Genomic DNA, 12,942 nt, shown 5'->3' with positions numbered 1-12,942 from the left:
GGCACGCCGCTACGGAAATCCTTCGGCCCCGCTACGGGTTGGTCATGACGTGGTGCGTTTCGGGGTGCTGGGGCCGCTGGAGGTCTGGGCGGAGGACGGGTCGCCGGTCCGGGTGGCCGAGCCCAAGGTGCGCGCGCTCCTGGCCGGCCTGCTGGCGCACGGGGGCGGGCCGGTCTCCGCCGACCGGCTGATCGAGCATCTCTGGGGCGACCGGCCCGGCCGCAACCCGGCCGGCACCCTCCAGGCCCGCGTCTCCCAGCTCCGCCGCTCGCTCGGCGACCCCCGTTCGGTCGTGCACGGTCCCGCCGGGTACCGCCTGGCCTTTGCCGACTCCGACGCCCTGCGCTTCCGGTCCCTCGTGGAGCGGCGATCCCCCGATCTCCGTCTGCGCGCTGCCGAGCTGGACCAGGCTCTCGGGCTGTGGCGCGGGCCCGCGTACGCCGACTTCGCCGACGCCGGCTTCGTGCGCGCCGAGGCGGCGAGCCTGGAGGAGACGCGCCTGGCGGCGCTGGAGGAGCAGGCGGAAGTACGGCTGGAGCTGGGCGAGCCCGTGGACCTGGGCGATCTGGTGGCTCGTCACCCGCTGCGCGAACGGCTGGTCGCCTCGCACATGAAGGCGCTCTATCGGGGCGGGCGGCAGAGCGAGGCCCTGGCCGCCTATGGCGAGTTGCGGCGGCGGCTGGGGGAGGAGCTCGGGCTGGACCCGTCGCCCGCGCTGGCCGAGCTCCACCAGGCCGTCCTCCGTCAGGACCGGAGGCTGCTCACGCCTCTTGGGGACGTTTCCGGGCTTCGTACGAACCTGCCCGCGCCGTTGACCGACCTGATCGGGCGCGACGGTGAACTGGCCGAGGTGCGTGGGCTGCTGTCCACCTCCCGCCTGGTGACGCTCACCGGGCCGGGCGGCGTAGGCAAGACCCGGCTCGCCCTGGCGGCCGCTCCGGGCGCACCGGGCTTCCCCGACGGGGTGTGGCTGGTCGAACTGTCGGGGGCGATCGATGTGGCGGAGGCGGTCGCCGCCGTGCTGGGCGTCCGGGACGACGACGCCGTCGCGCTCGAGCCCAGGCTGGCCGGGGCGCTGGCGGGCAAGCGGATGCTGCTCGTCCTCGACAACTGCGAACACCTGGTGGTTCAGGCGGCCGGGCTGGTCTCCGCCCTGCTCCGGACGGCCCCCGGGCTCCGCGTGCTCGCCACCAGCCAGGAGCCGCTGGGCGTGACGGGCGAGCACGTACGCGTGGTGCCGCCCCTGCCCGAACCCGAGGCCGTACGGCTCTTCACGGCCAGGGCCGACATCCGGCCGAGCGAGACCGTGGCCACCATCTGCAGGCGGCTGGACGGCATCCCGCTGGCGCTGGAGCTGGCAGCCACCCGTGTACGCGCCCTCGGGGTGAAGGAGCTGGCGGACCGGCTGGATGACCGGTTCAGGCTGCTCAGTGCAGGAATGCGGGACGCGCCCGCGAGGCAGCGCACACTCCGGGCGATGATCGACTGGAGCTGGGAGCTGCTCTCCGGTCCCGAGCGCGTCGTGCTGCGGCGGCTGGCCGTACACGCTGACGGGTGCACGCTGGACGCGGCCGAGGAGGTGTGCGCCGAGCCCGGCGTGGACGTTCTCGACACGCTGGCCAGGCTGGTGGACCGGTCGCTGGTCGTGCGTGTGCCCGGGCCGCGTTTCCGGCTGCTGGAGTCCGTGACGGCGTACTGCGTGGAGCGGCTTCGGGAGGCGGGCGAGCACGACGCGATCAGGGAGCGCCACGCCCGCTACTACACCGCGCTGGCGGAACGGGCCGACCTCAGGGGGCCGGGGCAGCGCGAGTGGCTCGCCCGGCTCGACGCCGAGAGCGCCAACCTCCGGCTCGCCCTCGCAGGCCCGGAGCCGCTCCGCCTGGTCGACGCTCTCGCCTGGTACTGGTTCCTGCGCGGACGCCTCCGCGAGGCCCGCCGGTCCCTGGCAGCGGCACTGTCCACCCGCGCCACGCCTGCCGCGGCGGCATCTGCGACGGCACCTTCCGCGACGGCGGCTGAGGCGGCGCGGGTGTCGGTGTGGCTGACTGGTATCGAGATGCGGATCGGTGAGCCGGCCTCGCCGGTGCGTCATGCCGAGCTCGATCCGGCGGGTGCCGCGCTGGCCGACTGGTTCCTGAGCCACGTCCGGTGGGCTTACGGCGACAGGCAGGCGCACGAGGCGGCGGCCGAGCGGGCGCTGGCGGCGTACCAGGAGCTGGGCGATCGGTGGGGTGTGGCGGCGGCGCTCTGCCTGCGCGGCAAGCTCGCCGTCGGCCGCGGCGACCTGGCGGCGATGGAGCGGGACGGGGAGCGAGCCCTGGAGGTCTTCAGGGAGCTGGGCGACGAGTGGGGGCAGATCGAGGCCATGGACGTGCTCGACCGGGCGGCCGAGATCCGCGGGGACTACCCGAAGGCCGCCCGGCTGCGTGAGGAGGCGCTGCGGCTGGCCGAGGAGCTGGGGTTCGAGGTGTCGTTCAAGCTGGCCGCCCTGGGCAGGATAGCGATGTTGTCGGGCGACTACGAGCGGGCCGACGACTACCACGAGCGCGCCAGGAGGGTGGCGGTCGAGCAGTCGTACAAGTCGGCCGAGGAGAACGCCGTACTCGGCCTGGCCATGAGCGCCAGGCGGCAGGGCAGGTACGAGCAGGCGGAGTCGTACCTGCTGTCCCTGCTGGACTGGTTGCGGCGGGTGCGGGGGACGCCGGGGATCGCGTTCATCATGGCGGAGCTGGGCTTCGCCGCCGAGCAGCGCGGTGCCGCGGCGACCGCGCTGGCCAGGCATCGCGAAGGGTACGAGGCCGCGCGGGCGACCGCTGACCCCCGCGCGATCGCGCTGGCACTCGAGGGCCTGGCCGGGGCACTGTCGCTGGAGACGCCCGTCAACGGTGACCCCGGCCCGCGCTCACAAGGTGACGGCGCGGTGGTGGCGGCCAGGCTGATCGGGGCGGCCGCGGCCATCCGGGACGCGGTCGGGGCGCCCCTGCCGCCGGGCGAGCGGCTGGATGTGGAGCGGATCGGCCGGAGATCGCGCGCCGTCCTGGGCGGCGAGGCGTTCGAGCGGGCTCTGGGGGAGGGCTTCGAGCATGCTCTAAGGGAGGGGGAACTCGGCGACCACTTCCCAGGCGCCTTGGGCGGAGGGGCCCGCGTAGAGCCTGCCGCCCAGAGCCTCCACCCGCTCGGCCATCCCGACCAGCCCGAACCCGCCACCGAGGCGCGAGACCCGCGGGTCTGACGCGGCCCCGAAGTTCCGCACCCGCAGCACCACCGTCTGCTCGTGGCGCCGCAGGTCCGATTCGACCCAGGCGGTGTGGGAGGCGTGCTTGCGCACGTTCGTCAGCGCCTCCTGGAGCACCCGGTGCAGGGTGGTCATGACCTCCGGCGGCAGCGTGTGATCGTCCAGCCCCTGCCCGATCTCGAACGCCACCTTCGGCCCGTCGGCGGAGAACCGGTCGGTCAGGATCCGCAGGTCGGCCAGCGTGATGCCGGGCCTGCGGGCCGCGTCGTCCTCGGTACGCAGCACCGTGACCATGCGCCGCATCGAGGTCAGCGCCTCCGAACCGGCCGTGGCGATGGCGTCGAGCGCGGGCGCGACCGCCTCCGGGCTGGTCTCGGCGACCGTTCGCGCGGCCTGTGCCTGGACCACGATGCCCGTGATGTAGTGGGCGACCAGGTCGTGCAGCTCCCTGGCCAGCTCGAGCCGTTCGGCCCGCCGTACCGAATGGACGGCCTCGGTGCGGCGCTCCTGCTGGAAGCGGAGGTAGCCGCCGATCCCCGCAGCCGTCGACCACCCCGCGAACAGCAGGAACGAGAACGCCAGCCCAGCGTTGTGGTATTCGCGGCCGACGGCCTCGGCCATCAGCACGATCAGCCCCACGCATGCGAGCACCGCCGCCCGCCGGACCGGCTCCACGTGCCGCAGCACGCCGATGAGCAGGATGAGCAGCGACCCCGTCTCCGCCATGCCGGGCGCGCCCGCGAGCCCGGTGCTCCCGATCACGATCGACGTGCCGAAAGACAGGGCCAGCATGGCGCTGAACCCTTCGATCCGGTACCTGCGCCGCAGCACCACGGCCGCGATCCCGCACGCGCCGCAGAAGGGCACCAGCCACTGGAAGCTCCCGATGCCGACGGCCAGCACGAGGTCGAGCAGCAGCATCATGGCCAGCCAGCCGATCATCGCGATCTCGCTCAGCCGGCGGATCCAGTACACGATGCGCTTGGTGTCCCCCACGGCCCTGAGCCTAGGCCGGAAGTCGGACATCTCGTATCGACCGTTCGGCCGAGCCGGGTCGCCAGAGACCAATCCTTCAGCGGAGGCGGCGGCCAGGGGGCGTCGCCGATGCTGGATGTGTCGGAAGGGGACAGGAAATGGTTGCCATCGGGTTCGTGCTGCTGGGTGTCGGGCTGCTGGTCGGAGTGCTGCTCGCACTGGCCGACCCAGTGCTGCTCTCCCGCATCAACGGGGAGGCCGTGGAGGGCGGCAGCGGCCGGTTCGTCGAGGCGGATGTCGTACGGCTCGAGCGCCGCCCGGACCGCGACGAGCCGCAGGCGGCCTGACGACCTGGCTCGCGCGGGCATGGTGCGCGAGCCATCGCGGGGCCGTTGGGGGACGGCACCCCGCGCGCGGCCCGCGATCCGGAGGGGACGGATCGCGGGCCGACGTCCGTTAACGTGGCCTGTATGAGCAACGGTTTTGAGACGCTGGCCATCCACGCAGGTCAGGAGCCCGACCCGGTAACGGGTGCGGTCGTGCCGCCGATCTACGCGACGTCCACCTACAAGCAGGACGGTGTCGGGGGCCTGCGTTCCGGATATGAGTACAGCCGCTCGGCCAACCCCACCAGGACGGCGCTCGAAGAGGCGCTGGCGGCGGTGGAGGGCGGCGTGCGCGGGCTGGCGTTCGCCTCGGGGCTGGCCGCCGAGGACACCCTGCTGCGCGCGGTGTGCAAGCCGCAGGACCACGTCATCATCCCGAACGACGCGTACGGCGGGACGTTCCGGCTGTTCGCCAAGGTCCAGGAGCGCTGGGACCTGCACTACGACCCGGTCCCGCTGCACGACCTCGACGCCGTGGCGGCGGCGATGACGCAGAAGACGAAGATCGTGTGGGTCGAGACGCCCACCAACCCGCTGCTCGGCATCGCCGACATCGCCGCGCTGGCACAGCTGGCCCACGACAACGGGGCGCTGCTGGTCGTCGACAACACGTTCGCGTCGCCGTACCTGCAGCAGCCGCTGTCTCTGGGGGCCGACGTCGTCGTCCACTCGACCACCAAGTACGTGGGCGGGCACTCCGACGTGGTCGGCGGGGCGCTGATCACGAACGATCGCGGGCTGGGGGAGGAGCTGGCCTACCACCAGAACGCGATGGGGGCGGTGGCGGGGCCGTTCGACGCGTGGCTGACGCTGCGCGGGCTCAAGACACTCGGCGTACGCATGGACCGCCACTGCGACAACGCCGAGCGCGTCGTCGACCTGCTGCTGGCGCACCCTCGGGTGACCGAGGTGCTCTACCCGGGGCTGGCCGAGCACGCGGGGCACGAGGTGGCGGCCAAGCAGATGAGGCGGTTCGGGGGCATGGTGTCGTTCCGCGTCGCCGGGGGCGAGGCGGAGGCCGTGGAGGTGTGCAACCGGGCGAAGCTCTTCACGCTTGGCGAGTCGCTGGGCGGTGTGGAGTCGCTGATCGAGCATCCGGGCAGGATGACGCACGCCTCGGCGGCCGGGTCGCCGCTGGAGGTGCCCAGCGATCTGGTGCGGCTGTCGGTGGGGATCGAGACCATCGACGACCTGCTCGCGGACCTCACCCAGGCGCTCGCGTAAGCGTTCGAAGGCCCTCAGCCGGTCGGGACCACCATCAGGAACAGGATCACCAGCCAGATCACGGACAAGAGCCCACTGATCGCGGCGATCCGCCCGTTCTGCACCTTCGCGTCGTCCTCGGCGCTCTCGCTCGAGAGCGCCCGGACGGCGGTACGCAGGTCGCGGTCGATGATGACGAGCAGCACCGCGGCCACGATGAACAGCGTCATCGAAGCCGTCATGTACCACCTGCCGAGGAGCCCGTCGCCGATCACCGCGCCGAGCGCCAGCCCGAACACGAACACGCCCAGGGTGCCGAGGCTGTAGATCCTCGTCATGCGCTGGATGTACTGCAGCGTGGGCACGTTCTTGTTGCGGATGACGCGCGGCGCGGCCATCGTCGCGGCGGTGACCGGGCCGATCGTGAAGATCGCGAATCCGATGTGCAGCCAGAGAAGCAGGGACGACATGCCGCTGAGACTAGTCGCCGGTGATCTCGGTGGGGGACTCGACACTCTCTTTGCTCTTCTCGGAGCACCGCATGATCAGCTCTGTGGTCGCGACGGCGACGACCATCAGGACGATCAGCAGAACCGTGGCTATCATGGGCACCCCTCCTTCCCCGTGTCAGACGTAAATATCGTCCGTAATGACTAGACGTCCGTGCAACGGAATAAGTTCGGCGCGGGTAAGGTTGCTCACTGTCTTTTTCTTCTCGCCGTCAGGGCACAAGGGGGTGCCATCCGTGGCCATCAGGCACGTCGCGCCGTACACCGAGGAGTGGCTGCAGCAGCCGGCCAGTTATGTACGGCAGGTCATCGACGTACTCGGACCTGAGGTGGCGGACTGGTGGGAGGGCCCCAGCGACCCGCGCGACGCCACGCTCCGGCTCGCCGACGGGACCGCCCTGGTGTGGGACGAGGAGAGTGGCTGGCGCCTGGGCGCGTTCGTCTCGGGCGGCCGCGGCACCCACACCGAGCTGAACGGCATCCGCTACCTGGGCCACGGCCTCCTCCCCAAACCGGAACGCGTACCCTCGGCCCTCAACGACGCGAGGGCCGGAATCGGCGCCAGCTCGGCCTGGCGCCCCTGCTACCGCTCCCACCGCAACTGCCGCGACGGCTTCGACGTGGCCCTCGACTTCTACACCCGCTTCATCGACGCCTGACCCTCAACCGCACGGGCCTCCACATGGGGGCGCTACGCGCAGAGCCGGCTCCGGGCTCCTCTTACGGGGAGTCAAGCTTCCCCGAGCCCCCTTGCCGGAGGTTTCCCCACCCCGAGCCCCCGGTGGTGGGCCGGCTTCCCCATGGTCGAGGCGATTGACCGGTTGGAGGGTGGGCCGCTGGCAGGAGCAATGATCGAAACCTGTGGATCTGACGGGAAGGGGGGTACCTTCCCGAATCATCTGATCATGGTTTCGAGATAAGGGCGACGAGCCAACGTCGGTCGGGAAGGCACACCCGTGCTCACGTAGTGCCCGAACTGCCTGCCGGCGACAGTACCCTGACGGACTCCTCCTCGTTGATCGACCAGATCCTGCGTGAGGGCGCCGCCTTCTACGACTATCCCGCTATCCCGCGGAGCAGTGGGTGCATCTGCGCACCACCAACCCGGTCGAGTCCACCCGCCCAGGCCCGCTGGCGAACGGTCAACGCGCCACATCTGGTCGCCCTCGTCCGCGCCGGCGCGAGGTTCGAGCGAGGCCAGCTCGTCGAGCGACCCGACGAATCAGGAGGTGATCAGCAAGTCGCCTGACACGCTGATCCGCTGGTCTTGACTATTTCTCCGCTGGGCAGATCGCCCAGGTCGTAGCCAACGCCCGCACCGCGATCGGCGCCGACCTTCACCATCGCCGGCGCCCTCCCTGAAGGCGGAGCACCCCGATCGCCAGTCAGGCGCGAACTGAGCACCTCAGGGGACGCTCCTGGGCCCACGATCGGCAGCCGGCGCCGCAGTGAACCACACCAGCCCCCTTTGTCGTAAGATCAGGCGACTTCGTGAGAGTGGTAGCGCTGTGGACATCCGTGTGCTGGGCCCGCTGGAGGTCGTCGGCGACGACGGGCGGTCGTGTCAGATCGGCTCGCTGAAGATGCGGGCGCTGGTGAGCGCGCTGGTGCTGGCGGAGGGCCGGCCGGTGGCCCCGAGTGCGTTGATCGACCGGTTGTGGGGCGAGGAGCCGCCGGCCGAGGCGATGGCGTCGCTGCACTCGTACGTGTCCAACCTGCGTCGCCTGCTGGAGCCCGGTCGCCGGGCCAGGGCGCAGAGCCGGTTGCTGACGTTCGGGCCGGTGGGTTACACGCTGGCGATCGATCCGGAGCAGGTGGACTCGACGCGGTTCCTGCGCCTGGTCGGGCAGGCCGAGCAGGCGGCCGAGCCCGCCGAGGCGGAGCGGCTGGCGGGCGAGGCGCTGGCGCTGTGGCGCGGCGAGCCGTACCAGGAACTGGACGATCAGGCGTATGTGACCGCCGTCCGGGCGCGGCTCACCGAGGCCCGGGAGCGGGCCCGGGAGCTGCGGGTGAGCGCGGTCATCCGGCAGGACCGCCACGGCGAGTTGCTGGGTGAGCTGGAGGCCCTGACCTGCGAGCACCCCCTGCGCGAACGGCTGTGGGCGCTGCGGGCGCTGGCGCTCTACCGGAGCGGACGCCAGGGTGAGGCCCTGGAGACGCTGCGTACGGCCCGCCGGATCCTGGCCGAGGAGCTCGGCATCGACCCGGGCGAGGAGTTACGCGCGCTGGAACGCGACATCCTCGACCAATCGCCCGCGCTGTTCCCCCACCGGCCGCCACCGCCGCCCGAGCCGCGGGTGGCCGAGCGGGGGATCACCGGCCGGCAGGAGGAGCTGGCCGCGCTGGACGGGCTGCTGGAAGAGGCGGCGGCGGGGCGGACGGGGTTCTCGCTGATCACCGGGGAGCCGGGGATCGGCAAGACGCGGCTGGCCGAGGAGCTGGTGAGCCGGGCCCGTGCCAGAGGTTTCACGGTCGCGGTGGGGCGGTGCGCGGCGACGGAGGGCGCGCCGGCGTTCTGGCCGTGGGTGACGGTGCTGGAGCGGCTGGCCGACACGCTGCCGCCACTGCCCGCCGACGTGCGCGCGAATCTGCCCGGGGTCGGCTCCGCGACCGGGGCCGACCCCGAGGGCGCGAGGTTCCGCACCTACGGGGCGGCGGCACGGGCGCTGACCGCCGGCCAGCGGCCGGTGCTGGTGGTGCTGGACGACCTGCACTGGGCGGACCGGTCCTCGCTGCGGCTGCTGAGCTACCTGGCCGAGTACGTGCTGGACGGCAGGCTGGCCGTGGTGGGCACGGCACGCGACTGGCCGCCGCCGGAGGGCGCGCTGGCCGAGGCGTTCGAGGCGCTGTCGCGCCGGCAGGCGGTGCGGCTGCCGTTGTCCGGCCTTTCGGCGTCCGACCTGGCCGAGCTGACCCCGGTGGGTACGGACGTGTGGGCGCTCAGGGATCGCACGAACGGCAATCCGTTCTTCGTCACGGAGCTGATGCGTTACCTCGAAGCCGGATCGCCGGGCCGCGGCACGCTGCCGCTGGGCGTGCGGGACGTCGTGCTCGGCCGGGTGAACCGGCTGCCCGAGCCGTCCACCGAGTTGTTGCGGGTGGCGGCGGTGGCCGGGCGGGAGTTCGACGTGACGATCGTGGCCGAGGCCGCCGGGCTCGACCTGGACGCGGCGCTGGACCGGCTGGAGCCGGCCATGGCCGGCGCCCTGGTCGCGGAGGGGCGGCCCGGCCGGTTCCGGTTCGTGCACGCGCTGGTGCAGGAGGCGCTCACCGAGGTGGTGCCGGTGCTGCGGCGGGCCCGGCTGCACGCCGCCGTGGCCGCCGCGACCGAGTCACGTGTCGGCGGCTCGGCCTCCGATCGGCTGGCCACCGCCGCCCACCACTGGTTGCAGGCGATTCCGGCGGGCCACACCGCGCGGGCCTGGCGGGCGGCGTGGCGGGCGGCCGAGGAGGCCAAACGGCTGCGCGCGTACGACGTGGCCGTCGAGCTGCTGGAGCGGGCCGACCGGGTGGCCGAGGACGATCCAGGGCTGGGCCCGGCCGAGCGGATGGACCTGCTGTTCGCGCTGGCCGAGGCCAGGTTCGGGACGGGCGACTCGGTGGGCCAGGAGGCCGAGCTGACGCGGATCCGCCGCCTGGCCAAGCAGGAGGGCGACCGGCGGCGCTGGATCGAGGCCGCGACCGGGTACGGCGGCCGCATCCTGCAACCCTGGAAGGTCTACGGCGACTACGACGCCGACCTGCTGGCGGACCTGATGGAGCTGGCCGCCGACGAAGGGCTGGAGCCGTCGGCCCGGGCCCGGGTGCTGGCCTGCCTGGCGCTCCAGGCGTACTACCAGCCAGGGTGCGAGCCCGTGGAGCGGGACCGGTGGAGCGCCGAGGCGGCGCGGCTGGCCCGCCGGGAGAACGACGCGACGCTGCTGGGCCGGGTGCTGTTCGCCCGCTACTACGCGATGCTCGACCCCGACTCGGTGCGTCAGCGGCTGGAGGCAGGGGAGGAGATGGCCCGCGCCGGGCTGGAGGCGGGCGACGACGAGCTGCGCACGATCGGGGTCACCTGCCAGGGCGGCACGCTGCTGGAGCTGTGCCGGGTGCCGGAGGCCCTGGACGCGCTGGCCGAGGCGGAGCGGCTGATCGGACGTACGCACATGCCGTACCTGCGCATCATCCTGGCCTGGCTGCGGCTGGGCCTCCTCGTCAACCGTGGCGACCTGGAGGCGGCCGAGTCGCTGCTCGCGGCCACCGCCGCCGAGCAGCGCGCCACCTCGATGTGGGGTGCGGAGACCACCACGGCCGGCGCCACGTACCAGGTCGCGCTCATGCGCCTGCGCCGCGGGGCGGCGGACGCGGTGCCGCCGCCGCAGGACATCTCGCACGAGCAACTCGACCACTTCAACCGGGACGGGCTCGCCCACTACCTGATGGTCAGCGGCCGGCTGGAGGAGGCGCGGCAGGTGCTCGGGCCGTGGGAGCGGCAACCGCCGATCCCGCGCACGTTCGTCTACCTGTTCTGGCTGGTCGTCCGCTGCGAGATCTGGGCGGGGCTGGGCGACCGGCAGGCCTGCGCCGACCTGTACGAGGAGGCGTCCGCGTACGGCGACCGCATGGGGATCGCCGGGCTGAGCATGCTGATGTGGCCGGTCAGCCGTTCGCTGGCGCAGCTGGCCGGGGCACTGGGCGACGCCGAGGCGGCGCGGCGGCACGCCGAGCACGCCGAAGGCGTGGAGCGGGAGCTGGCTCACCCCCACAGGTAGGCCGCGCGCCGCCGGTAGCGGCCGCCGGCCAGGGTGTTGAGCAGCATCAGCGGCCTGGGCGAGGTCCTGCGCAGGTGGGCCTCGACCTCGGCGGGCAGCTCGGACGTGATCCAGCCGAGCAGCGTGATCAGCTTGCGGAGACCGTACTGCTTCATGATCGCCTTGTGCCCCTCCGCGTCCTCCTCCGGCGTGATGTAGGCCATCATCAGCGGGATCCCGTCGGTCTCCTCGTGCGCCAGGTGCGCGCCGAGGGTGTCGGCCAGCGCGCGCAGGGCGGCCATGAGCCGCTCGCGCCGCTGCTCGGACGGGCCGGCGTCGAACGCCTGGAAGGCCTCCGTGCTCTCGCGGATCCAGTGGTCGCAGGCCTCGTGCTCGGCCTCCAGCGCGTCGATCGTCCCGATCGCCTGCGGTGCCCGCTCCCGCAGCCGCGGCCAGACGGTCTCGTCCTCGGCGGTGTGGTGGTGGTGCAGCACGAACAGCACCCACGCGTGGTGCTCGCGCAGGGCGGTGATGCGCCGGCGGTCGCCGAGGCGGACCCGGCCGATCGCGGTGATCAGGTGGCCGAGGTCGCGGCGGAAGCCGTAGTGCGCCAGGTACATGTTGGTCATGTCGAGCGGCCCCGGCGCGGCGGCGGCCTGGCCGGGCAGCGTGATCTGCGGCAGGTTCGGGTGGGAGGCGGTGCGCATGGTCGGGCTCCTTCCGGTTTGTCACGGTGCCGTCATCGTGGCCTCCCGGTCTTGGGCGGTTCTGGAAGATCGGCTCCAAGAACGGCCCAAGACACCGTCATTAGCGTGCGCGGTCATGACCCTCACGCTCCCCACCACGACGTTCCGGAGCTCCGTGGTGTGCGCCTACACCTCGCTCACCCGCGACGGGCGGCCCATCACCTGGCCCGTCACCCCGTACACCGGGCCCCGCGGCACCATCGACGTCAGCACCGGCCTGACCTATCCCGACAAAGCCGAGCGGGCGCGCCGTGATCCGCGCGTCGCGCTGCTGTTCGAGGGCGATCCGGTGGTGCTGGTGCAGGGCCGCGCCACCGTCCGCGACGCCGACCTGCAGGCCAACACCGACCGGTACGTCCGCGAGTCCCGGGCCAAGATCCCGGACGCCTTCGCTGGACTGCCGTGGTTCCTGGTCAAGCGCTTGACCTGGTACTTCGCCCGGATCTACATCGAGGTGACCCCTGAGCGGATCACCTGGTGGCCGGGCGGCGACCTGACCGGCGACCCGCTGACCTGGACCTGCCCGCCCGGCACCACGGCCCCCGCTTCAGACCCGGCCCCGTCGGGTCCCCGCCTGCCCGGCCGCTCCGCGCCGCCCGCCGACTGGCGCCCGTACGCCCGCCGGGCCCGCGACCTGGGCCGGCCGATCGTGTCGACGGTGGCGGACGGCCGGCCCGTGACCGTGCCCGCGCGTACCTTCTCCCGCACCACGACCGGGTACGAGCTGGATCTGCCCGCCGGTGTGGCCGCCGTGCCCGGGCCGGTCTGCCTGACCTTCCACCGGCACGATCCCGGCATGCGCTGGCAGGAGAACGTCGTGCTGCTCGGCACCGCCACCGCCCACGGCCACGGCCGGCTCGCCGTCGCGATCGACCGCGCGCTGCCCGACTGGAGCCTGCCCGAGGACCGCCGCCTGCGGACCCGTTCCTTTCTCGGCCACGGCAGGCAGCTGAGGCGCCGGCTCCAGGCCGAGGCCGCCCGCCGCGCCCAGCAGGTGCCGAAAGTTCGCCTGCGGGCGGATCATTCATAGCGTGCCCGGCGGACCCATTCCTCCCGCGAGCAGCCGGGGAAGCCGGGACGGTCGGCTAAAACCGGCGTTGCGCCCCCAAAGGACGGAGCCCCTCGCCTGGAGCCCGCCGTCGTGCGCCACGCACC

The 12,942-nt window shown here is 72.7% G+C and carries 9 protein-coding genes and 2 pseudogenes; 7 read left to right on the top strand and 4 right to left on the bottom strand.

The genetic code is table 11. The annotated features are described in order from the left end of the window. Positions 1–49 precede the first annotated feature (49 nt). Positions 50–3,232, top strand: a complete 3,183-nt coding sequence (locus ACQPWU_RS53295; protein WP_433434612.1) for a BTAD domain-containing putative transcriptional regulator — start codon at positions 50–52, stop codon at positions 3,230–3,232. Here the strand turns inward: ACQPWU_RS53295 and ACQPWU_RS53290 are convergent. Next, positions 3,155–3,856 (bottom strand): annotated as a pseudogene (locus tag ACQPWU_RS53290) (sensor histidine kinase); the annotation flags it as partial. The gene ACQPWU_RS53295 and the pseudogene ACQPWU_RS53290 overlap by 78 nt on opposite strands. Before the next feature lie 512 nt (positions 3,857–4,368). On the opposite strand from ACQPWU_RS53290, the gene ACQPWU_RS53285 reads away from it, so the two are divergent. Both ACQPWU_RS53285 and ACQPWU_RS53280 read left to right on the top strand, forming a co-directional pair. Beyond that, entirely contained in the window at positions 4,369–4,557 is a 189-nt protein-coding gene (locus ACQPWU_RS53285; RefSeq protein WP_433434610.1) for a hypothetical protein, read from the top strand. A gap of 123 nt (positions 4,558–4,680) precedes the next feature. Then, entirely contained in the window at positions 4,681–5,820 is a 1,140-nt protein-coding gene (locus ACQPWU_RS53280) for a cystathionine gamma-synthase (protein WP_433434608.1), read from the top strand. Positions 5,821–5,834: 14 nt separating this feature from the next. On the opposite strand, the gene ACQPWU_RS53275 is transcribed toward ACQPWU_RS53280, so the two are convergent. Together ACQPWU_RS53275 and ACQPWU_RS53270 are read right to left on the bottom strand one after the other, a co-directional pair. Next, the gene (locus ACQPWU_RS53275) at positions 5,835–6,269 is read right to left on the bottom strand and encodes a hypothetical protein (protein WP_360683577.1); all 435 of its coding nucleotides are present in this window, start codon (positions 6,267–6,269) and stop codon (positions 5,835–5,837) included. Between the two features lie 10 nt (positions 6,270–6,279). Continuing rightward, positions 6,280–6,405, bottom strand: a complete 126-nt coding sequence (locus ACQPWU_RS53270; protein ID WP_360683574.1) for a hypothetical protein — start codon at positions 6,403–6,405, stop codon at positions 6,280–6,282. Positions 6,406–6,544: 139 nt separating this feature from the next. Between ACQPWU_RS53270 and ACQPWU_RS53265 the strand changes: the two genes are divergently transcribed. The 3 genes and pseudogenes from ACQPWU_RS53265 (at position 6,545) to ACQPWU_RS53255 (ending at position 11,062) form a co-directional block, all read left to right on the top strand. Then, positions 6,545–6,967 carry a DUF6292 family protein gene (locus tag ACQPWU_RS53265; RefSeq protein ID WP_433434605.1) on the top strand — a complete coding sequence of 141 codons (423 nt, stop codon included), beginning with the start codon at positions 6,545–6,547 and terminating at the stop codon, positions 6,965–6,967. 388 nt (positions 6,968–7,355) lie between these two features. After that, positions 7,356–7,557, top strand: a pseudogene (locus ACQPWU_RS53260) (IS256 family transposase); the annotation flags it as partial. Positions 7,558–7,816: 259 nt separating this feature from the next. Next, on the top strand, positions 7,817–11,062 hold the full coding sequence (locus tag ACQPWU_RS53255) for a BTAD domain-containing putative transcriptional regulator (RefSeq protein ID WP_433434604.1): 3,246 nt from the start codon (positions 7,817–7,819) through the stop codon (positions 11,060–11,062). Here the strand turns inward: ACQPWU_RS53255 and ACQPWU_RS53250 are convergent. Continuing rightward, positions 11,047–11,748 (bottom strand): hemerythrin domain-containing protein, encoded by a 702-nt coding sequence (locus tag ACQPWU_RS53250; RefSeq protein ID WP_433434602.1) that lies wholly within the window; start codon positions 11,746–11,748, stop codon positions 11,047–11,049. The two genes, ACQPWU_RS53255 and ACQPWU_RS53250, sit on opposite strands and share 16 nt — an antisense overlap. A gap of 115 nt (positions 11,749–11,863) precedes the next feature. On the opposite strand from ACQPWU_RS53250, the gene ACQPWU_RS53245 reads away from it, so the two are divergent. Beyond that, entirely contained in the window at positions 11,864–12,817 is a 954-nt protein-coding gene (locus tag ACQPWU_RS53245; RefSeq protein ID WP_433434600.1) for a hypothetical protein, read from the top strand. The last annotated feature ends 125 nt before the right edge of the window (positions 12,818–12,942 follow it).

Source organism: Nonomuraea sp. CA-141351, from assembly GCF_050944675.1.
Taxonomy (GTDB): Bacteria; Actinomycetota; Actinomycetes; order Streptosporangiales; family Streptosporangiaceae; genus Nonomuraea.
This window is presented reverse-complemented; position numbering and strand designations above follow the sequence as displayed.

Bases quoted from the DNA above. Each gene is read 5' to 3' on its own strand.
- ACQPWU_RS53275 (WP_360683577.1), bottom strand. From the start codon at position 6,269: ATGTCGTCCCTGCTTCTCTGGCTGCACATCGGATTCGCGATCTTCACG.
- ACQPWU_RS53250 (WP_433434602.1), bottom strand. From the start codon at position 11,748: ATGCGCACCGCCTCCCACCCGAACCTGCCGCAGATCACGCTGCCCGGC.
- ACQPWU_RS53245 (WP_433434600.1), top strand. From the start codon at position 11,864: ATGACCCTCACGCTCCCCACCACGACGTTCCGGAGCTCCGTGGTGTGC.
- ACQPWU_RS53285 (WP_433434610.1), top strand. From the start codon at position 4,369: ATGGTTGCCATCGGGTTCGTGCTGCTGGGTGTCGGGCTGCTGGTCGGA.
- ACQPWU_RS53280 (WP_433434608.1), top strand. From the start codon at position 4,681: ATGAGCAACGGTTTTGAGACGCTGGCCATCCACGCAGGTCAGGAGCCC.
- ACQPWU_RS53270 (WP_360683574.1), bottom strand. From the start codon at position 6,405: ATGATAGCCACGGTTCTGCTGATCGTCCTGATGGTCGTCGCCGTCGCG.